Below are 21,599 nucleotides of genomic sequence, written 5' to 3' on the forward strand. Positions count from 1 at the left end.
GATGGAAGACCCAAAAAAGCCAACCCTAATAATGTACGGCATTTCTCCCAATAAATGCGACACCGTAAAAAAAGCCCGTAAGCACCTCGAGTCCCACAACACCTCATTCGACTTCCATGACTTTCGAGAGCAGGGTCTGAGCGCGGAAACACTCGAACAATGGCTGGACAAGGTGGAATGGACACAGCTGCTCAACACCCGCTCCACCAGTTGGCGTCAACTGAGTGCCGACGATAAGGCCGACATGACACAGGCCAAGGCGGTGACACTGATGCTGGCCAATCCCACCCTAGTGAAGCGACCGGTACTGGTCAGTGGCCAGACTGTGACCGTCGGCTTTAAGGCCGCCGAGTACGACGCGCTGGTGGCCAACCATGACTGATGCCCGCTCCGAGGTATTGACCCTGGCCATGGATCTGATTGGCCGTGAATCGGTCACTCCCGAAGATGCCGGCTGTCAGCCGATGATGGCCGGGTACCTGGCCGACCTTGGCTTTGAGATTGAATCCATGGTGTTTGAAGACACCACCAATCTGTGGGCCCGCAAAGGCAACCAGGGCCCGCTGTTCTGCTTCGCCGGCCATACCGACGTGGTACCTGCGGGTAAGCTCAGTGACTGGCATACGCCACCGTTTGAGCCCACCATCATAGACGGTGTGCTGCACGGTCGCGGTGCCGCCGACATGAAAGGCAGCCTGGCCGCCATGCTGGTCGCCACCAAGCGCTTTGTCCGCAAGCATCCGCAGCATCGAGGCAGCATCGCCTACCTGATCACCTCCGACGAAGAGGGACCGTTTATCAACGGAACCACCCGGGTGATCGATACCCTCGAAGCCCGCCAGGAAAAGATCACCTGGTGCATCGTCGGTGAACCCTCCAGCAGCGCCCGACTCGGTGACGTCATCAAAAACGGTCGTCGCGGCAGTCTCACCGGCGATCTGTGGGTGCAGGGAGTGCAAGGCCACGTCGCCTACCCGCACCTGGCTGACAACCCCATTCATCGGGCGGCGCCGGCGTTGGCCGAACTCAGTGCCATGAAGTGGGACAACGGCAACGACTTTTTCCCGCCCACCAGTTTTCAGATCGCCAACATCCATGCCGGCACCGGTGCCCCCAATGTGGTCCCCGGCGAACTGCATGTGCAGTTCAATTTCCGCTACTGCACCGAGACCCACGCGGCGGACCTGAAAGATCGGGTGCACAACCTGTTTGACAAATACGGCCTGGATTACCGCATCGACTGGGTTCACAACGGCTCGCCCTTCCTAACCGAGGACGGCGAGTTGCTCAGTGCCACCTGCGACGCCATCCAGGCGGTCACCGGGCGTCCCACCGATCCACAGACCAGTGGCGGCACCTCCGACGGCCGTTTTATCGCTCCCACCGGCGCGCAAGTCATCGAGCTGGGCCCGCTTAATGCCACCATCCACAAGGTCAATGAATGTGTCAGTATCGAAGATCTGGAGCAGCTGGCCTTGTGCTACGAGGAAATCATGGAGCGGCTACTGTGTTGAGCCAATCGCAACTGCTCGGGCTGGATCAGGGCCACCTGGTGGCTCTGGATGGCCAGCGTGTGGAGAGTCGCACCGCCATCGCCCTGCGCCAGTTGCAAGAAGCCGCTCACGGCGCTGGCTTCGACGTTCAGATCGCCTCAGGCTGGCGCAGTTTCGAGCGCCAACTGGCGATCTTCAACGGCAAAGCCCGAGGCCAGCGACCGCTGCTGGACAGCGTCAACCAGCCCCTGTGCGTCGCCGACCTCAGCGATGATGAGTGCCTGAACGCCATTTTAGTCTGGTCGGCCTTGCCCGGCGCCTCCCGCCATCACTGGGGAACGGATCTGGATCTGTTCGATGCCAATGCCATCGATGGTCATGACCTGAAGCTGGAACCCTGGGAGTACCAGGATGACGGCCCCAACGCGCCGATGCACCGTTGGCTGTGCGAGCAAGCCAGTCAGTTTGGCTTCTTTTTTCCCTATCGCCAGGATCTTGGTGGCGTCCAGCCCGAGCCCTGGCACCTGAGTTTTGCCCCAGTCAGCCAACCAGCACTGGCCCAGTTCTCGCCCTCGGCGCTGGCCACTCAATTGCAGAGCAGCGACATCGCCCTGAAACCTCAAATCCTGGCCCGATTGCCACAACTGGCAGAACAGTACCTGTACCGAATCAGCCCACCGCCGGGCCAGTGAGCCTCGCTCATATCAAAAACAAAAAGGCCAGTCCTGTTCAGGACTGGCCTTTTCGGTGCGCTGCCAGCACGATTATTTGTTGTCGGCGCGGCTCATAAACTTGGACTCGGCGGTGTTGACTCGAATCTTTTCACCGCTGGCGATGTATTCCGGTACCTGTACCGTCAGGCCGGTGGACAGAATCGCCGGTTTAGTCCGGGCACTGGCAGACGCGCCCTTGATGGAGGGATCGGTCTCCACAATCACCAGGTCCACGTGGCTCGGCAGTTCAATGGCCACTGGCACCCCGTCTACCGCCAGCACCTGAATCCCCTTGGTGTCTTCGGTGATGAACGGCAACTCTTCGACGATGGCGTCCTTATTGAAGTTGTACGGGGTGTAGTCGACGTCATCCATAAACACGTATTCATCGCCATCGATGTAAGAGAACGACGCGTCATGACGAGTCAGATCCGCCAGGGTGATCATCTCATCGGCTTTAAAGCTCTCATCCGCTTTGGCACCGCTGACCACATCGTACATCCGCATGCGATACAGGCTGGCGCCCGCCCGACCACTTGGGGTCAACTTACTGATGTCCTTAACCAGGTACACCTTACCATTGTGTTCAATCGCGGCGGATTTTTTGATTTCACTTGCCTTTGGCATGATTAGAGCTTCCTACAATGTACGATGAGCAGAAAGTACCACGAACTGGAAATTAGACAAGGGGCCCGGCTCAGGTACGACGCATTTTTCACCGCCTGCTGCCGGGCCGCACAACCCAAGCCGAGCATGACGGCGGGGAATAAATCCGCAATTTTGATGATTCCAGGTACGGGCCGCCTTGCTAGAGTGTCTGCTGTTGCCTGTTTCTTCCCTGTTTCGGCGTAATTCCCTGCCGGCGCAGCCACTCCGTTCGGAAGCGCAGGCAACGACCGCATTTAGGCCGGTGGCTGGTCCACCGGCTGTTTTTTGTCGCCCGTATCTGCCTGTCGACCCGTTCCAGGGCCGCCACCTTGACACCCCGAAGCGCACTTCTATTTTTCAAACACTTGTATAAATATCAAAAATCCGTTATCTCATAGAGTTATAAACAAAAAATTAACAACACGGACGAGAATTGACATGGAAAAGGTTTGGAATGGTTGGGGCGACGCCCAAAAACAGAAGCCCCTGCCCGCCATCGCGCACCAGGTACTGACCCAGCTGCTCGGCAGCGCCACCCCGCTGCCACAAGCCACGCTGGCGCAAACCGCCGCCCGCCTGCCCCCCTCGCGGTTACCGGAGCACGAGCTGTACCAGATCGATGCCGAAACCCGGGTTCGCTATGCCAGGGGCCAGAGTTTACCGGATTGGCTGGCCTTCAAAGCCGGCGATGTCGGCGTTGCCCCTGATGCGGTCGCCTTTCCACAAAACCGCGATCATCTGGAACAACTGCTGGCCTTCGCCGGCAAACACAACGCCACGCTGATCCCCTACGGCGGCGGTACCAGCGTCGTTGGCCACATCAACCCCAACGCCGGTGATCAGGCGGTCATCACCGTCTCCATGGAACGGATGAACCGGTTGCTGTCTCTGGATACCACCAGTCAGCTGGCCTGGTTCGAGGCGGGAGTTCGAGGTCCGGATCTCGAGGCCCAACTCAATGCCCGCGGCTATACCCTGGGCCACTTCCCTCAGTCGTTTGAATGGTCCACCCTTGGCGGCTGGATTGCCAGTCGCAGTTCCGGCCAGCAATCTCTGCGCTATGGACGCATCGAGCAGTTGTTTTCCAGTGGTGTGGTTCATACCCCGCAAGGGCCCCTGTCCCTCCCCAGCTTCCCGGCCAGCTCTGCCGGCCCGGACTGGCGAGAGATGATTCTGGGCTCTGAGGGGCGGTTGGGCATCCTGTCCGAAGCGGAGGTAAGAGTCCAGCCACTGCCAGAACAAGAGCAATTTTACGTCAGCTTCTTCCCCAGCTGGCAGGCGGGGCTGGCGGCCATTCGCGAAATTGCCCAGAACAACGTCAGCGCCAGCATGATGCGCCTGAGTCACCCCACGGAAACCAACACCCAATTACAGCTGGCCCTGCCTCAGCCCAAACTGGGACGACTGCAGCGGCTGTTCCGGCTGCTGGGGCTGGGGGATGAACCGGCGATGATGACCTGGGGCGTCAGTGGCAGCCGTCGACAGGTTCGCCAGTCGCGTCGCGCCATCAAAGCCATTGCCCGGCGCCATCAGGGTAAGCTGGCTCTCAAGGGACTGGGAGAGCATTGGCGTCAGAATCGCTACTCCGCCCCCTACCTGCGTCAGAGCTTGTGGCAGCACGGATATCTGGTGGACACCTTTGAGACCGCGGCCAACTGGGACAAGGTGCAAGCCCTGCAGGAACAGATGGAAGCGGCCCTGAAACAGGCCGCCGGCGACACGCCATTGCTGTGCTATACCCACCTCAGTCACGTCTATAAACAAGGCTGCAGCCTCTACACCACCTATGTGTTCCCGGCGCAGGCCGACTTCGAGGCCAGCCTGGCCACCTGGCAGAAGTTCAAGGCCGCCGCCAGCACCGCGGTGGTCAAAGGCGGCGGTACCATCAGTCATCAACACGGCGTCGGCAAGGATCACAGCCCCTACCTGCATCATGAAAAAGATCCCCTGACCCAGGCCGGCATTCAAGCGGTGTTCGATCGCTACGACCCCAAAGGCATCATGAATCCCGGTACCCTGATGGAGCGCCTATGAGCAATCTGGCCCAGCGAATTCAATCCAGTCAACGCGCCCTGGCCGCCGGCAAAACCGGCTACGACGTGGTGATTGTCGGCGGTGGCATCAATGGGGCAGCCGTCGCCTGGCTGGCTTGCCTGAACGGGTTCTCCACCCTGCTACTGGAAGCTGGCGACTTCTCCAGTGGCACCTCCAGCCGCTCCTCCAAGATGATTCATGGCGGCCTGCGTTACCTGGCCAAAGGGGACTGGCGCCTGACTCGGCAAGCGGCCCAGGCACGGGATCAATTAATGGCCCACCATCCGACGTTGGTGCAACCCTTGCCATTCTGGTTCCTGCATCAACCCCAGGGCAAACCCAAACCCTGGCAGATGCAAATCGCCTTAAAAGCCTATCGCCAGTTTGCCAAAGGCTGTCAGCCAGGCAGACTGACCGCCGAGCAGTTGGTCCACGCCACTCCCCACTACCAGCTCGACAATAGCCTCGGTGCCAGCCGTTACTTCGATGCCATCAGTGATGACTGTGCCTTGATCACCTGGCTGCTTGAAGCGGCAGTGGAGAAAGGGCTGGATCTATGTCACTACACCCCCGTGGAGACCCTGACTCACAACCACGACGGCGTCAGTGGCGTGCGCATCAGCCTCGATGGCCAGCCACACCCGATCACCGCCGGGGTGGTGGTCAACTGTGCCGGCGCCTGGTGCTCTGAGCTCACCGCTCTGCCGGACGACCAGGTGATTCGACCGCTGCGGGGCAGCCATCTGGTGCTGCCGGCCTGGCGCTACCCGGCTCCGGCGGCGCTGACGTTTGAACACCCGGATGACCGCCGCCCGGTCTACCTCTACCCCTGGCTGGGGTGCTCGGTACTGGGCACCACGGATCTTGACCACACCGCGGCACTTCGACGCGACATCGCCATGACCGAAGAGGAGTTCGACTACCTGTGGCGGGCGATGCTGACTCTGGACCCCAAGGCCAGGCAGCAGGACATCATCAGCAGCTGGTCTGGAGTACGGCCAGTGATCGTCCCCAAGGACAATCACAACGCCCCCTCGGACGCCAGTCGCGAACACCTGGTCTGGAGCGAAGCCGGTCTGGTCAACCTGACCGGCGGCAAACTGACCACCTTCCTCGATACCGCCCAGGAGATACTCAGCCACACCGCCACTCAGCTGCAACGGCCCCTGCGCCGCGCCGAGTTGCCGCCGGTATCCGCGCCGGTTCAGCGTGACTGGCCCATTGGCAACTCCACCTATACCTGGTCACAACTGGCCCACGCCGCCGAGCAGCAGGGAATACGCCATCTGGATGACCTGCTCCTGAGGCGTACCCGGCTGGGGTTGACTCTGGGCCAGGAGCTGCTGCGCTATCAAGAGCCAATTCTGGAGCTGTGTCAGCACCACCTGGGCTGGAGTGAGCAACACTGCCACTCCCAGTGGCAGCGCTTCTGGTCGATCTGGCACTCGTTCTACAGTCCGCAGCCATTCCGGAGCACGGCATCATGAGCGACAGCATACTCGCCATCGACAACGGCACCCAGAGTCTGCGGGCCCTGTTGTTTGATCGCCAGGGCCAGGTGTTACACAAAGCCCAGATTCACTTTTCACCGGCCTACCATACCCCGCAGGCCGGCGCCGCAGAAATGGACGCCGAACACTATTGGCAGGCGCTACTGGACGCCATTGACCTTCTCAAGCAGCAGGGGGCCAGGCTCAGCGGGATCAAAGCCATGACGGTGACCGCTCAGCGCACCTCACTGGTGTTCCTGAACAAGCAGGGCCGGCCACTGCGACCGGCGGTGTTGTGGACGGATCAGCGCCAGTGTCTGGATCTGCCTCCCCTACCCTGGCACCAGCGGCCCTTGACCTGGCTGCCGGTCATCGGCAAAGCCATACAAGGGTTTCGGCAACGGGCCTTCAGTAACATGCTGGCACGTTATGAACCGGAGTTGTGGCAACAATGCCACAAGGTGGTACAGATCGGCGGCTATCTCAGTTACCGACTGACCGGCCACTATCGGGACAGCATTGCCGGTCAGGTGGGTTACCTGCCATTTGATTACAAACGGCAGCGCTGGGCCTCTCCTCTGAGCTGGCGCTGGCGGGCACTGAGCCTGACCTCGGAACAGATGCCCGAGCTGGTGGCGCCTGGACAGTCACTGGGGAAGATCAGCAACGACGTTGCCCTGCAAACCGGCCTGCCCAATGATCTGCCGGTGATCGCCGCAGGAGGCGATAAAGCCTGCGAGATCCTTGGCAGTGGAGGCCACCAGGAGGGCGTCGCGTGCCTGAGCTTTGGCACCACCGCCACGGTCAATGTCGCCAGCCACCACTACCGAGAAGTGACCTCGCTGATGCCGGCCTATCCGGCGGCGGTGGCGGACCAGTATCTGCTGGAGGTGATGCTGTTCCGGGGATTCTGGATGGTCAGCTGGTTCAAAGAGCAGTTTGGCCAGTTGGAGCAGTTGTTGGCCGAGCAGCAAAATACCGTTGCCGAAGCCCTGCTGGACGATCTTATCACGGCCGTCGAGCCCGGCAGTGATGGTCTGATACTGCAACCCTATTGGGGCGCCGGCGTACGCCAACCCGGCCCGGAAGCCCGTGGCGCCATCATCGGCTTTGGCGACCAGCACACCCGCGCCCACCTGTATCGGGCAATGATCGAGGGGCTGGGCTATGGCTTGAAAGAGGGGCTGGAGCGAATTCAGCGGCGCTCTGGTCAATCCACCCGTTTGCTGAGGGTCTCCGGCGGCGGTGCTCAAAGCGATGCCATTTTGCAACTGACCGCCGATCTGTTTGGACTGCCGGTGGAGCGGGTTCACACCACCGAAACCTCTGGGTTGGGAGCGGCACTGTGTGCCGCCCGCTACCTCAACTGGTACCCGAACCTGAATCAGGCCCAGCAAGGCATGGTTCGCGTCGGTCAGCGCTTCGAGCCAGACCGCCTGCACCATCAGCGCTACCAATCCCTGTATCAGCAGGTCTATCTGAAGTTGTACCCGCGCCTGCACCCGCTGTATCAAGCCCTGTCTCGGGTCAACCGGCACCACTGAAGGGGTGGGGCTCCCGCCCCATTACCTTCCTTTCTGTAACTGTGGACCACCGCCTCGACGGCCGATTTTCGCGATATCTGCAAGCCAGTTTCTCATTGTTTGAAACAGTCCACAAGCCAACGCAAGCCATTGAAAATAAAGCATATAAATTCAATAAAACACCAGTTGAAACTGAATTAAGTTTAGGTTCAGCTGCCAAGGCCGGCAGTTCAGAATCGGTTAAGCTGGAAGGCGTATTGTTACTGCCAACAACCTATTCCAATGTTGGAGAATGACGATGAAAACACTCACCCTGTCCCTGGTTACCGCCGCTCTGCTGTCCACCCCGGCCATGGCTGCCGACATCGACTGGTTCGTCGGCGCCGGCGCCGGCTGGCAGCAAGACAGCATTTCCGGTGACACCAGCAAAGACAGCGATGACGTCACCTGGCAGTTCCGTGGCGGCATGATTGTTAACGATCACCATCGCATCAGTGGCAGTTACAGCTACAAAGAAGACAAGTTCAATGTCGGCGATGAGCGTTTCAAGCAGGAACAGAACCTGTTTCTGGCCTCTTACGATTACCTGATTCCAGTGGGCGCCTCAGACAAGATGAACCTGTTTGCCGGGGTCTCCGCCGGTCTGGCGGACAACAAACTGGCGGGCAATGCCCACACCAACTTCGTCTGGGGAGGGCAAGTCGGCGCCGAGTACCGCTTCACCCAGCACTGGAGCAGCGAAATCGGCTATCGCTACCTGGATCAGGATTACGAAGAGATGGGCAGCAGCGTCAACGGCACCTTTGCCCTGGACGATACCCAGCAGCTGTACGTCTCATTCGACTATCGCTTCTAAGGCCCAGGCTCACCACTTTTTCTTCCACTCCCTTTATTGGCGCAGTCAGCGGACTGCGCCCTTTTTGTTGCCGGCCTGGTTTTGGCGGATGGCCGATAGGCCCAGCGCAGCAGCAGGTAGCCCCCCACGGCCGAGATGGCCGATCCCAGCAGGATGCCAATGCGGGAGATCTCGCTGTAGTTTAAAGCCCCCACCTCAAACGCCAGCGACGCAAAAAACATCGCCATGGTAAAGCCGATACCACACAGCATCGCCACCCCGGTCAGAGGCAGCCAGCCCACCCCCTTGGGGAGAGTCGCCAGCCCCAACCTTACTGCCACCGCGCAGAAGCTCAACACCCCCACAGGTTTACCCAGGCATAACCCCAATGCGATCCCCAGCGTCAACGGACTGAACACCTGGGACAGCGACAGGTGGGTAAAGTCCACGCCGCCATTGGCAAAGGCGAAGATCGGCAAAATCAGATAGGTGCTCCAGTTATGCAGTTCCCGCTCCAGGAACTGGCTCGGCGACACGCCGTGACTGTCTGTGCCCAGGGGAATGGTAAAGGCCAATACCACCCCGGCCAGCGTGGCATGAACCCCGGAGTTGAGTACCGCCACCCACAGCACCATGCCCAGCAGCATATAGGGCACTAACTTCATGACGCCACAACGGTTTAGGGCCAGCAGCGACAGAAAAGCAAACAGCGCCAGCGCCAGGTTGACGGCGGACAAGGGCTCACTGTAGAACAGGGCAATGATCACTATCGCCAGCAAGTCGTCAATGATCGCCAGAGCCAACAAGAACACTCGCAGTTGCAGCGGCACCCGACTGCCCAGCAAGGTCAACACCCCCAGAGCAAAGGCGATGTCGGTTACCGACGGAATCGCCCACCCGGTCGCCGCCAGGGGGTTGTGGGCATTGAAGGCCAGAAACACCAGCGCCGGTACCACCATGCCGCCGATGGCCGCGATCACCGGCAGCACCGCCCGGCGCCCCTTAGACAAGGTTCCTTGCAGCAGCGCCCGTTTTACCTCCAACCCCACCAGGCTGAAAAAGAACGCCATCAACAGATCATTAATCCACAGCAGCATCGGTTTGTGCAGTTTGAACTCCCCCACCTGCACCGATACGGGCGTCCCCAGAAAGGCATGATACCAATGACTCAGGGGCGAGTTAGCCAACAGCATTGCCAAGGCCACCATCACCAGCAACAGAACGCCACCAACGGCGGAGGGATTTTGAAAATCGCTGGCCGAACCTTTGCTGCCCATCCCTTCTCCCGGTTACCCTCCCGCCGCTCACTCCCCGTCTCGTGAGCGGCAACTATTGAAATTCTAGTAAGAAATTCAATGGTTGTGGGCAAAATCGGCATTCGACACCGATAACAGGCTGCGCCTGAACGTCGCGGTATCAGTGGCCGAAGACCCGGCTTCAAACTAGGATTAATCTATGCTTGGGCATTGGAGTATGGCATGCCCCCCCATGCCAATGCTTCATGGGGAGACCCTTAGATGATGAAGTATCAGCATACTGTGACACTGAATGCGGACATCCAAACCGTCTGTCGGCTGTTTAGCGATCATCAGAGCCTAACTCACTGGCAGCCGGAGTTGCACGAGGTAACGCCACTCATCGGTATCCCCGGCGAGCAGGGCGCCACCTGCTTTATGGAGTATCAACTGGGACTGTGTCAATTTCTGGTACTAAAAACCATCGTCGACAATCATCCACCAAAGAAATTCGTTGCCACCTACCAGATCTATAACATCTGGAACCAGAAAGAGAGTCACTTCGTTCACCTCGATGATCACACCACCCGATGGGTGCTGATCAGTGAATTCCGCTTCAACGGCATCATGAAAATAGTGGGATTTTTCTTTCCGCTGCTGTTTCGCTACACCACCACCCGTTACATGAAGCAATTTCAGCAGTACATCGACCAGAAAAACGGCGCCAGCGCCTCGGCATCCATGTCGAGCCAAAATTCAAAATGACCACCCCACGGCATCGGAGGGCTTCGACAACCGCTTTGAGCTGTTGATATACTGGCGCCCCCTTACGTCAACGCCAACTCATCGTGACCCAATTTTTTCTTATTCGCCATGGCGAAACCCAGTGGAACCGACAAGGTCGGCTTCAGGGTAGTCAGGACAGCCCCCTCACCGAGACGGGCCTGGCCCAGGCGCACTCTCTGGCCCAGGATCTGCGTCAACAGCGACTCGATGCCCTGTACGCCAGTCCGCTGCTTCGAGCACGGCGCACCGCCGAGATCATCAATCAGTATCAGCGACTGCCGCTGCTCACCCATCCAGGCCTGAGCGAACGCAACTTTGGCGACCTTGAGGGCCGCCGCCGGGATGAGCGGCCGGAACTGTGGCAGGCAATGACACTGCGGTTTCAGCAAAACAGCGTCGATGTTCCCGGGTTTGAACCGGCAGACAGCCTTTCCAGGCGCGCGATGACAACCCTTGCATCACTGCATCAGTGCCACCCTGACGCCAGTGTGGCTGTGGTCACCCATGGTGAATGGCTAAGAGTGGTGGGCAACGCCCTGGCCGGCCACGCTCCGTGGTCGGACGCCACAGAGCTGCAGGGCAATGCCAGTGTCGTGATGCTGAACTGGCCAGTTCAGTAACTCCTCCGGTGCACTAAAGTGAGATCCACGCCGTTGCGACGTGACCGCCAGCCACCTAAAATTTCACAACTAACACTTTGACAAAAGTGGACTTATTCCATGCCAGCTCGACAAATGCCGACGCTGGCATCCGCTCTCAAGTCCACCGCCGTTTCCCTAGGGGGGACGACGCCCCATTCCGCCCGGAGTCCGATAATGATCTACTTTTCCGATCAGGAGCTAGACGCCCTGTTGCTCGAAGACGCCCCCAGAGGCGACCTCACCAGCCGCACCCTGAACCTGAGCCGACAGCCGGCCACAATGAGTTTCACTCGAAAATGCCCGGGCCGAGTGGCCGGAATCGATGTGGCCATGGCGATGCTCACCAAGCTGGGGTTGCGACCCAAAGCCCTTGCCGATGACGGCGACGACGTCGACGCCATGGCAACACTGATCGAGGTCCAGGGCCCGGCCGACCGACTGCACCTTGGCTGGAAGTCGGTGCAGGTGGTGCTGGAGTGGAGTTGCGGCGTTGCGCAATACACCGCCGATATGGTGGCGGCAGTGCAGCGGTGTAACCCACAGGCGGTGGTGGCTTGCACCCGCAAGAGCATTCCTGGCACGCGCAAGCTGGCCACGGCGGCGGTACTGGCCGGGGGCGGCCACATTCATCGCGCCGGCCTGAGTGAGTCGGTGCTGGTGTTTACCAATCACCGCAACCTGCTGGCAGAGGGCGTTAACGCCAGCGACATGGTGGCACAACTGAAGCGCCAGGCGCCGGAAAACAAGATTGCCGTGGAAGCGGACGACCTGGAGGATCTCACCACACTGCTACCTGCCAACCCGGACATCATTCAGCTGGACAAGTTCAGCCTTGATGAGGTGCGCCAGGCGCAGCGGTTGCGACGCCAATCCTGCAGCACCAGTACCCTGTCGGTCGCCGGCGGAGTCAACCGGGACAACGCTGGCGACTACGCCGAAACCGGCATCAGCCTGTTCATCACTTCGGCGCCCTACTACGCCGCACCACAGGACATTAAGGTCAACATTCGGCCCATCTAACCAGAATTCCTGCATGCCGATTGCTGCCGGCCGCCACCCAGCACACTTCGAATAAAAAAACAGCGACTTGAGTCACTTTTTCAAAGCGAATTAAGCCTTTGTTATCCATTAGGACTGCACAATGTATTGGCTTTGAAAATAAGCGACTAAGCTTAAAAACCAAGTCTTACACGCTGGGAATAACAACCGACACGGCCCGTTCAGGGTCGGTCATCGGAGGCTAAGCAATGAGCATCGACTATCAAACCATCAAGCATGAACTTCAGCGACAACTGGGGGAGAAAGCGGTCACCGACGATCCGGTACGCCGCTTTGCCTGGTCTACCGACGGCAGTTATTTTCGCATCGTGCCGCAGTTGGTGGTCACCGCCAACAGCATTCAGGATGTTGAGCACACCCTGGCGGTAGCCCGTCGTCATCAGGCGCCGATCACCTTCCGCGCCGCCGGAACCAGCCTGTCCGGTCAGGCTGTGGGTGAAGGCATTCTGTTGCGCCTGGGCTACGATGGCTTTCGTGACATTCACATCAGCGACGACCGCAATACCGTCACCCTGGGCGCAGCGGTCATTGGCGCCGATGCCAACGCTCAGCTCAAGCCCTTTGACAAGAAAATCGGCCCGGATCCCGCCACCCTGACCTCGTGCATGGTCGGTGGCATCGTTGCCAACAACGCCTCCGGCATGTGCTGCGGCACCACCGAGAACAGCTACAAAACCATCGCCAGTGCTAAGTTGATGTTCGCCGACGGCACCTATTTGGATACCGGCGACGAGGCCTCAAAGGCCGCCTTTTTAAAGCAATGCCCCCAGTTGATCCAAACCCTGACCGAGATGGCGGCGCAGACCAAGGACAACGAGGTACTGGCCAACCGCATTCGCCACAAGTTTTCCATCAAAAACACCACCGGTTATAGCCTCAATGCCTTGATCGATTTCAGCGACCCCTTCGACATCATCAACCACCTGATCGTCGGCTCCGAAGGCACCTTTGCCTTCGTCGAAGAGGTGACTTACCACACCGTAGTGGAAACCCGGTTCAAAGCCTCCGCCCTGGCGGTGTTCTACAACATGGTGGATGCCGCTTCGGCCATCCCTCCGCTGAAGACCGACGCGGTGGCCGCCGCCGAATTACTGGACTGGGCGTCCATCAAAGCCGTCACCGGCAAACCGGGCATGCCGGAATGGCTGTCGGACCTGCCCGAAGGCGCCGCCATTTTGCTGATTGAGAGCCGCGCCAATGATCCGGACAGCCTCAACGCCTATACCCAGCAGGCCATCGATGCCATTAAGCACATCGATACCGAGCGTCCCATTGAGTTCAGTACCGATCCCAGCGTCTACGGTAAGTACTGGGCCATGCGTTCCGGTTTGTTCCCCATCATCGGCGGCGAGCGCCCCAGAGGCAGCTCGGTGATCATCGAAGACGTGGCATTCCAGGTGGAAGATCTGGCAGCTGCGGCCGCGGATCTCAGTGACCTGTTCGACAAGCACAACTACCCGGAAGGGGTGATCTACGGCCACGCTCTGGATGGCAACTTCCACTTCATCATCACTCCACACTTCAAGCGACAGGAAGACATCGATCAGTTCGACCGCTTCATGCAGGACGTCGCCAAACTGGTGATCGATAAATACGACGGCTCCATGAAGGCCGAACACGGCACCGGACGAGCGGTGGCGCCCTTTGTCGAAATGGAGTGGGGCGTGGCCGCCTACGACCTGATGAAAAAGCTCAAGGCTGCCTTCGATCCAAGCGGACTGTTGAACCCGGGCGTCATCCTCAATGACGATGCCGAGATACACGTCAAGGCCATCAAACAAGCCGCCGTGGTAGACGACTGGGTTGACCGCTGCATCGAATGTGGTTTCTGCGAAAAGACCTGCCCCACCTCGGAGCTGAACATGTCGCCTCGGCACCGCATCACTACCCTGAGAGAGATTCACCGCCTGGAGCAGTGCGGCGATCACCAGGGCGCCGAGACCCTGCGCGCCCAGGCCCAGTATGACGTTATCGATACCTGTACCGCTTGCCAACTGTGTACCATCGCCTGTCCGGTGGACAACAACATGGGCATGTTGGTGAGAGCACTGCGTGGCCCGCAAATCGATAATACCGCCCAGAAGGTGCTGGATTTCCAGGCCAAGCATTTCGGCGCCGTTAACCAGGTACTGTCCACCGGCTTCGAGGTACTGCACGGCATCCACAAGCTGACCGGCAGCACCGTCACTGGCAAAATCATGGACCTGGGCCGTAAGGTCAGTTCGGAAGTGCCCTACTGGGACCCCAGCTTTCCCCGCGGCAGCAACCTACCCAAACCGACCCCGGCAGACGGCAGTGATAAGCCCACCGTGGTCTATTTTGCCGCCTGTGGCGGGCGCACCTTTGGCGCCACGCCGGAAGATCCGGACAGTACCACCCTGCCGGATGTCATGACCATTCTGCTGGAGCGAGCCGGTTATCAGGTGATCATTCCCAACAACACCCGCTCTCTGTGTTGCGGCCAGATGTGGGAATCGAAAGGGGACTATAAAAACGCCGATGCCAAGCGCACCGAGATGCTGTCCGCCCTCAAGGAGATGACCGACAACGGCCGCCACCCGGTGATCATCGATGCCCTCTCCTGCACCAAGCGAACCCTGGCAGACAGCGACATCGACTTCACCCTGCTGGATGCCGTCGATTTTATCCATGACCACGTCATGGACAAGCTGCCTCCGGTGAAAAAGAAGCCCAGCGTTGCCCTGCACGTGGGCTGTACCGCCACTCATATGGGCGCCGGCACCAAAATGGAGACCATCGTCAGCCGCTACAGCGACGAAATCGTCCGTCCCGATGGCATCTATTGCTGCGGCTTTGCCGGTGAAAAAGGCCTGTACAAGCCAGAGATCAACAAAAGTGCCCTGCGCCACCTCAAGGCCAAACTGCCGTCACAAATCAGTGAGGGTTACTACGCCAACCGCATGTGCGAAATGGGCCTGACCCGCCAAAGTGGCATCTCTTACCGCCACTTGGCGTACCTGGTAGAGGAGTGCACCCGCAGCTGATCCCAGACCAACAAAAACGCCGCTCAGAGAGCGGCGTTTTTTTGCCCGAGATGGTGCTATTTGTCGCGGCAGGACATCAGTTCCGCCAGTGCCTGGGACAACTCCTCCTGAGAGGTGATCAATCCCTGGCTGGCCAGGTCGTCCAGCGCCAATACCATCTGATCCCGCTGCGGAGACTGGCGCTCACAGATGGCGTCGTTGGCCTGTTTAAAGCGCTTACCACTGCGATACTTCAGGGCTCGATCGCTGATGCTGCTGGTAGACAACGCTTCGGTCTTTTGCAGACTTTGCAGTGCCAACGCCCCATCAACCGCGCCTTGCAGGTAGTTCAGGCACACTTCACCGCGCGGATCCTCCTGGCACTGAACCAGGTTAATGTCGTTGGCCAGGGCCGGTGAACTGAGCAAAACCGCTGCCAATACCGCTGTTACTTTTCTCATAATTACTATTCCTTATTTAACCGTCGACTTCAGCACCAGATAGCCACCAATGGCAGACAGTGCCGATCCCAACAGGATCCCCAGGCGAGACAGGTCACCGTAATTCATTACTCCCGCCTCAAACGCCAGCGATGCCACAAACATCGCCATGGTGAAACCGATGCCACACAACAGCGACACCCCGAACAACTGGGTCCAACCAATCCCCTCTGGCATCTTGGCCAGCTTAAGCTTAACCGCGATAAAACTGAAACCCATGATCCCCAGCGGCTTACCCAGTACCAGGCCCAGGGCAATGCCCAGCGGCAGCGGCGCCACCAGATCGCTCATCGACAAACCGTCAAAACTGACGCCGGCATTGGCAAAAGCGAAGATTGGCAGAATCATGAAGGTGCTCCAGGGGTGCAGCTTATGCTCCAGGAACTCACTGGGGCAGTCGCCATCCTCATCCTTGCCCAGGGGAATGGTGAATGCCAGCACCACACCGGCCAGGGTGGCATGCACACCGGACTTCAAAACCGCTATCCACAAGATGGTGCCGACCAACATGTAAGGTACCAGGCTACGCACACCGCTGCGGTTAAGAATCACCAAGCCCACCACCGCCAGCGCGGCAATCACCAGGTTGATGGTGGACAGCGAACCGCTGTAGAACAGGGCGATAATAATGATGGCAAGCAAGTCATCGATGATCGCTAACGCCAACAAAAAGACCTTCAGCGCCACCGGAACCCGACTGCCGAGCAGGGCCAGTACCCCCAGGGCAAAGGCGATATCGGTGGCAGCGGGAATGGCCCAGCCGTTGGCGGCAGTGGCATCGCTGGCGTTAAACGCCAGGAACACCAGAGCAGGAACCACCATGCCGCCGATGGCCGCAACCGACGGCAGGGCGGCCTGGCTGATGCTGGACAGGGTGCCTTGCAGCAACTCCCGCTTCACTTCCAGACCGATCAACAGGAAGAAAAACGCCATCAACAGATCGTTGATCCACAGCAACATCGGTTTATCCAGGTCGAGGGCACCGACCCGAATCTGAACCGGGGTATTTAAAAAGGCGTCGTACACCACATCCAGTGGTGAATTGGCCATGATCATGGCCAGCGCCACCATCAGCATCAGAATGATGCCTCCGGAGGATTGCTGGTTGAGAAAATTCTTAATGGCGGTCTTCATGTAATGGCTCCAATAAATCGTAAATACAGTTTAGATACCGCTAATGATTCAGAAAAATCGTTTCTTTAACTTTTAGACGTCGGAATTTCCGATGTATTTACGCGTATAGCACGGTTATTTCTTAACCACAAGGTTCGCTGTGACTCCGTCTACAATCCGGGAGTGCCCCGTTTAATTTTGTACCACATTTATCGGGTCAATCTGCGCCTAATCACAACTAAATAGCTAAAAATAAACAGAATAGTCTTCAGAGCGGTAACTGCCACACAGAGCACATAAAAAAAGAGCAGCCAGGCCGCTCTTGATCATCTCTGCTCAGTCAATCGTCGTCAGTCCGGCTGCTCCGCCGCATGCTGCGCCGCCAAACGCTGTGCCACATGGCCCGGTGAGCGGGTTGAGGCGGCAATCAACCGATACATGGCCGGTATCACAATCAGGGTGACCACCGAGGCGAACGCCATGCCAAAGAACACCACGGTTCCCACCGCAATGCGACTCTCGGCTCCGGCGCCGCTAGACAGGATCAGCGGGATGGCACCGGCCAGGGTGGTCAGGGCGGTCATCATGATGGGACGCAGGCGGCGACAGGCGGCGTCGGTGATTGCCTGTTCAAAGGCCATGCCCCTATCCCGCAACTGGTTGGCAAACTCCACAATCAATATGCCGTTTTTGGTTACCATACCGATGAGCATGATCATGCCAATCTGGCTGTAGAGATTCAGCCCCTGGCCGGTGAGGTACAGCCCGGCCAGGCCACCAAAAATCCCCATGGGCACGGTCAGCATCACCACCAGCGGATTGATGAAACTCTCAAACTGAGCCGCCAGAACCAGGTAGGCCACCAACAGCGCCAAGCCAAATACCATTGCGGTACTGGACTGATTCTCCTTGAAGTCCTTGGACTCGCCGGTGTAGCCGACGGAGATGTCTTTGGGCAGCATTTCGATGGCCTGCTGGTCCAGGTAGTCCAACGCCTGGCCCAGGGTATAACCGTCGCTGAGGTTGGCCTTAAGGACAATGGATTTGCGCTTATCGGTATGGCCGAGCCGCTGAGCCGACGCCACTTCGGTCAGGGTCGCCAGGGTATTCAGGGTCACCAGTTCACCGTTTGCGGCTCGCAGGTAGATACGACTGAGATCACTGCTGGCGTTAAAGGCGTTTTCATCACCGCGCAGGTACACATCGTACTCCTCGCCGCGATCGACGAAAGTGGTTTCACTGCGGCCTCCGAGCATGATCTCCAGGGTATCCGAGACCTCGGCTACCGAGATACCCAGTTCCGCCGCCCGCTTCCTGTCGACCTCCACCACCAGCTCGGGTGTGGTTTCGGCGTAATCCAGTTCCACGCCGTTCATGTATGGGCTGTCCTCGGCCAGATGCTGCAGTTGTTGGGCCCAGGTAAACAGCTCCTGATAGTCGGTACCACCAAGGACAAACTGCACCGGCTCACTGGAACGGCCTCGAAAACCGGGCATCATCGGCCGCACCATGACATCGGGCAGATCACTCAGGGTTCGACTGATCAGTCCCAGCGCCTGCTGGGCACTCATGTCCCGATCCTGCCAATCTTCCAGTTGCATGATCACAAACCCAATCTGATCACTGGTTCGCCCGCCAAAGGCCGGAGTCTCGGTACTGAATGACTTCAGCACGCCCTGCCCCAGTAGCGGCAGCAATCGCTGCTCAATCTGGTCCATATTGGCGGACATGCGATTGAAACTGGTGCCCTCGGCGCCCTTAACAAAGGCAAACAGCACGCCCCGGTCCTCTTGCGGTGCCAGTTGCGCCGGCACCTGTTGCACCAACCAGCCACTGCCCAGCACGCAGGCAACAATCACCAGCGGTGCCGCCAACCGCCACTTCAGGCCGTAGACCAGCAATCGTCGATAGCCCCGCTCCAAAGCCGTAAACAGACCATCGACCGCCCGGGTCACGGTATTGCGCTTGGGGTTGGGGCGCAGCAAGCTGGAACCCAGTACCGGCGTCAGCGTCAGAGCAATCAGCGTCGAGAAGATCACCGACAACGACAGCATCATCGAGAATTCGGTGAACAACAGCCCAACCATCCCATCCATAAAGGAGATCGGCAGGAACACCATCACCAACACCAGGGTCGTGGCCAGCACTGCGAAACCCACCTCCTTGGTGCCGCGGTACGCCGCCAACAGCGGCGGCGTGCCCTTTTCGATGTGGTGGTAGATGTTCTCGACCACCACAATGGCGTCATCCACCACCAAACCGATGGCCAGAATCAGTGCCATCAGCGTCAGCAGGTTGATGGAATAGCCAAAGGCGTAGGCACCGATGAAGGCGGCGATCAACGACACCGGAACGGTCACCGCCGGAATCAGCGTTGCCCGCGCCTGACCAATGAACAGATACAGCACCAACACCACCAGGGCACCGGTGATCATCAAGGTGGCGTACACCTCGGAGATCGACTCACTGATGAACACCGTGGAGTCGTAGTCCACCTGCAACTGGGTCTCATCCGGCAAAAATGCCTGCATCCGCTCCACTTCCAGGTGCACATCCTGGGCCACCTTCAACGGATTGGCGTCGGACTGGGGCACCACCCCCAAACTGACATTGGCGATGCCGTTGCTCTTGTAGCTGGAACTTTCGTTCTCGGCGCCAATGGCCACATCGGCAACGTCTTTCAGATAGATAGGACTGTCGTCGTCGCTGCGCCCGACCTCCAGATACTCAAAATCCCGGGACTGGGCGTACAGCCTCTGAGTACGCACCGGCATCACCAGAGCGTCGTTGCGCACTTCACCACCGGGACTCTCCAGGTTTTCTGCTCGCAGTGCCGCCACGATGTCACTGCTGGTGACCTGGCGACCGGCCATCCGCATCGGATCCAGCTTGACGTACATCACCTTGTACAGTCCGCCGGCCAGCTGCACCGAACTGACGCCACTGACCAGATTGAGCCGATCCTCCACCACCCGTTGGGCGTAATCGGTCAGTTCGGTTCGATCCATCAGGGTCGAACTCAGATTCACGTACACCGAGGGTTCTCCGGTGCCGTTGTCCTTGGACACCACCGGCTCGTCGGCCTCATCCGGTAACGAGCGCTGAGCCCGGGCGACCGCATCACGAACGTCACTGACCCCTTCGGTCAAGTTCCAGCCCAGCTCAAACTCGATGGTAATGCGAGACATGCCGTTACGGGTCACCGAGGTGATCTCTTTCACCCCGCTGATCCCAGACAGTTGGTCCTCCAGATTGGAGGTCACCTGACTCTCCATGATCGACGCCGAAGCGCCGTCATAGTTGGTCATGATGGTCACCACCGGATTTTCCACGTCCGGCATCTCGCGCACCGCCAGCTTGGACACCGACACCAAGCCAAACACGCACAACAGCGCACTGAGCACCATGGCCACCACCGGCCGTTTCACCGCGGTATCAGAGAGCCACATCAGCGTGCACTCCTGCCGAGGCGGTTGCCAAACTCAGATCCTTGATCCGAATGCCATCTTTCATGTTAACCAGCCCCTGAACCACGATTCGGTCGCCCACGGCCAAGCCCTGTTCAATCAACACTCGATTGTCGACCCGAGTGCCCAGGTGCACCTCACTGCGTTGAACCCGTTGCTGGTCGTCAATCAGATACACATAACGCTTGGTTCCGGAGTACTCCAGCGCCTGCACCGGTATCACCGGGTGCTCCATGGGAGAGAACGCCAATGTGACCTGCGCCAACATGCCCGGTTTCAACAGCTGCTGCGGATTATCAAACCGCACCTGCATGCGCAGGTTGAGGCTTCGTTGCTGCACCCTGGAGTCGATGGCCACCACCTCGCCGCGAAAGGCCTGCGACGGCCAGGCGGACACACTGGCTTCTACCGGCATGCCAACAAACACCCGCGACAGCAAATGCTCGGGCACATTGAGATCCAGTCGCATACTGGACAAGTCATCCAGCGAGATCAGCGCGTCGCCGGAGCCGACCCTCTGGCCAAGATTAACGTCCACCAGCCCCAGAGTGCCGGCAAACGGCGCCTTAACGCTGTGGTAGTCAAACTGAGCTTGGGCCGCGGCCAGTCGCGCCCGGGCAATGTCGACACTGGCCTGCTGGCCATCGATTTCGGTTTGAGTAATGGCCGCGTTGGTCACCAGACGCTGGTACTCTTGCAGCTTTCGGGATTCATCGGCCAGGTAGGCGCTAGCCTCAGCCAGGGTGGCTTTCGACAGGCTGTCATCCAGGGTTAGCAGCACCTGTCCGGCGGACACGGCCTGATTCGGCGTCACCGCGATGTTGGCAATCCGCCCGGCCACTTCGGCCGCAACAAACACCGACTGCTCGGCCTGCAGGCTGCCCACCAGTTCAATGGACTCGGCAATGGATTGCGACGACACCAGGGTGCTGCTCACCGTCACCACCCGCTCCGGCTTGTCTTTTCGGGGTTTGCCCGCGGCGCTGCCATCGCTGTTGCAGCCTCCCAGAACCAACAATGCGCACACTGCCACTACAACTCTTTTCATTACCTGCCCTCAACCTGTGTCTGGGGCTAT

The 21,599-nt window shown here is 59.0% G+C and carries 18 protein-coding genes; 12 read left to right on the forward strand and 6 right to left on the reverse strand.

What is annotated here, in order from left to right; translation table 11 throughout:
• Position 1 precedes the first annotated feature (1 nt).
• The 3 genes from J8Z22_RS13205 to J8Z22_RS13215 are packed head-to-tail and all read left to right on the forward strand — an operon-like array spanning position 2 to position 2,185.
• Complete coding sequence (locus J8Z22_RS13205) at positions 2-382, forward strand: arsenate reductase (protein ID WP_252006728.1); 381 nt, start codon at positions 2-4, stop codon at positions 380-382.
• Positions 375-1,514 (forward strand): succinyl-diaminopimelate desuccinylase, encoded by a 1,140-nt coding sequence (dapE, locus tag J8Z22_RS13210; protein WP_252006729.1) that lies wholly within the window; start codon positions 375-377, stop codon positions 1,512-1,514. Before J8Z22_RS13205 ends, dapE begins: the two co-directional genes overlap by 8 nt.
• A complete protein-coding gene (locus J8Z22_RS13215; RefSeq protein WP_211227265.1) occupies positions 1,508-2,185 on the forward strand; it encodes a M15 family metallopeptidase in 678 nt (225 codons plus the stop codon). Before dapE ends, J8Z22_RS13215 begins: the two co-directional genes overlap by 7 nt.
• 72 nt (positions 2,186-2,257) lie before the next feature.
• Here J8Z22_RS13215 and yeiP read toward each other — a convergent pair whose 3' ends face one another.
• Positions 2,258-2,833 carry an elongation factor P-like protein YeiP gene (gene yeiP / locus J8Z22_RS13220; protein ID WP_028111795.1) on the reverse strand — a complete coding sequence of 192 codons (576 nt, stop codon included), beginning with the start codon at positions 2,831-2,833 and terminating at the stop codon, positions 2,258-2,260.
• 459 nt (positions 2,834-3,292) lie between these two features.
• Here yeiP and J8Z22_RS13225 point away from each other — a divergent pair, with 459 nt between their 5' ends.
• The 5 genes from J8Z22_RS13225 to J8Z22_RS13245 all read left to right on the forward strand — a co-directional run bounded on the left by J8Z22_RS13225 (position 3,293) and on the right by J8Z22_RS13245 (position 8,757).
• A complete protein-coding gene (locus tag J8Z22_RS13225; protein ID WP_252006730.1) occupies positions 3,293-4,888 on the forward strand; it encodes an FAD-binding oxidoreductase in 1,596 nt (531 codons plus the stop codon).
• Positions 4,885-6,375: an FAD-dependent oxidoreductase gene (locus J8Z22_RS13230; RefSeq protein WP_252006731.1), complete on the forward strand. Its 1,491-nt coding sequence runs from the start codon at positions 4,885-4,887 to the stop codon at positions 6,373-6,375. Before J8Z22_RS13225 ends, J8Z22_RS13230 begins: the two co-directional genes overlap by 4 nt.
• Positions 6,372-7,922, forward strand: a complete 1,551-nt coding sequence (locus J8Z22_RS13235; RefSeq protein ID WP_252006732.1) for an FGGY-family carbohydrate kinase — start codon at positions 6,372-6,374, stop codon at positions 7,920-7,922. The genes J8Z22_RS13230 and J8Z22_RS13235 overlap by 4 nt, the downstream gene beginning before the upstream one ends.
• 95 nt (positions 7,923-8,017) lie before the next feature.
• Positions 8,018-8,197 (forward strand): hypothetical protein, encoded by a 180-nt coding sequence (locus J8Z22_RS13240; protein WP_252006733.1) that lies wholly within the window; start codon positions 8,018-8,020, stop codon positions 8,195-8,197.
• Between the two features lie 2 nt (positions 8,198-8,199).
• Positions 8,200-8,757 (forward strand): porin family protein, encoded by a 558-nt coding sequence (locus tag J8Z22_RS13245; protein ID WP_245595548.1) that lies wholly within the window; start codon positions 8,200-8,202, stop codon positions 8,755-8,757.
• On the opposite strand, the gene nhaA (J8Z22_RS13250) is transcribed toward J8Z22_RS13245, so the two are convergent.
• A complete protein-coding gene (nhaA, locus tag J8Z22_RS13250; protein ID WP_252006734.1) occupies positions 8,754-10,013 on the reverse strand; it encodes a Na+/H+ antiporter NhaA in 1,260 nt (419 codons plus the stop codon). The two genes, J8Z22_RS13245 and nhaA (J8Z22_RS13250), sit on opposite strands and share 4 nt — an antisense overlap.
• A gap of 240 nt (positions 10,014-10,253) precedes the next feature.
• Here nhaA (J8Z22_RS13250) and J8Z22_RS13255 point away from each other — a divergent pair, with 240 nt between their 5' ends.
• From J8Z22_RS13255 to J8Z22_RS13270, 4 genes are all read left to right on the forward strand, one after another.
• The gene (locus J8Z22_RS13255) at positions 10,254-10,736 is read left to right on the forward strand and encodes an SRPBCC family protein (RefSeq protein ID WP_252006735.1); all 483 of its coding nucleotides are present in this window, start codon (positions 10,254-10,256) and stop codon (positions 10,734-10,736) included.
• A gap of 83 nt (positions 10,737-10,819) precedes the next feature.
• Complete coding sequence (locus J8Z22_RS13260; protein WP_252006736.1) at positions 10,820-11,377, forward strand: histidine phosphatase family protein; 558 nt, start codon at positions 10,820-10,822, stop codon at positions 11,375-11,377.
• A 195-nt stretch (positions 11,378-11,572) separates the two neighbouring features.
• The gene (gene modD / locus J8Z22_RS13265) at positions 11,573-12,418 is read left to right on the forward strand and encodes a ModD protein (RefSeq protein WP_252006737.1); all 846 of its coding nucleotides are present in this window, start codon (positions 11,573-11,575) and stop codon (positions 12,416-12,418) included.
• A gap of 227 nt (positions 12,419-12,645) precedes the next feature.
• Positions 12,646-15,462, forward strand: a complete 2,817-nt coding sequence (locus J8Z22_RS13270; RefSeq protein ID WP_252006738.1) for an FAD-binding and (Fe-S)-binding domain-containing protein — start codon at positions 12,646-12,648, stop codon at positions 15,460-15,462.
• Between the two features lie 56 nt (positions 15,463-15,518).
• Here the strand turns inward: J8Z22_RS13270 and J8Z22_RS13275 are convergent, their stop codons facing one another.
• The 4 genes from J8Z22_RS13275 to J8Z22_RS13290 form a co-directional block, all read right to left on the reverse strand.
• Positions 15,519-15,902, reverse strand: a complete 384-nt coding sequence (locus J8Z22_RS13275) for a hypothetical protein (RefSeq protein ID WP_252006739.1) — start codon at positions 15,900-15,902, stop codon at positions 15,519-15,521.
• 12 nt (positions 15,903-15,914) lie between these two features.
• Entirely contained in the window at positions 15,915-17,075 is a 1,161-nt protein-coding gene (gene nhaA / locus J8Z22_RS13280) for a Na+/H+ antiporter NhaA (RefSeq protein WP_028111787.1), read from the reverse strand.
• Positions 17,076-17,404: 329 nt separating this feature from the next.
• Positions 17,405-20,503 (reverse strand): multidrug efflux RND transporter permease subunit, encoded by a 3,099-nt coding sequence (locus J8Z22_RS13285; protein ID WP_252006740.1) that lies wholly within the window; start codon positions 20,501-20,503, stop codon positions 17,405-17,407.
• A complete protein-coding gene (locus J8Z22_RS13290; RefSeq protein WP_252006741.1) occupies positions 20,490-21,569 on the reverse strand; it encodes an efflux RND transporter periplasmic adaptor subunit in 1,080 nt (359 codons plus the stop codon). Before J8Z22_RS13290 ends, J8Z22_RS13285 begins: the two co-directional genes overlap by 14 nt.
• Positions 21,570-21,599 lie beyond the last annotated feature (30 nt).

It is taken from the genome of Ferrimonas sp. SCSIO 43195, from assembly GCF_023716685.1.
Lineage (GTDB): Bacteria > Pseudomonadota > Gammaproteobacteria > Enterobacterales > Shewanellaceae > Ferrimonas > Ferrimonas kyonanensis.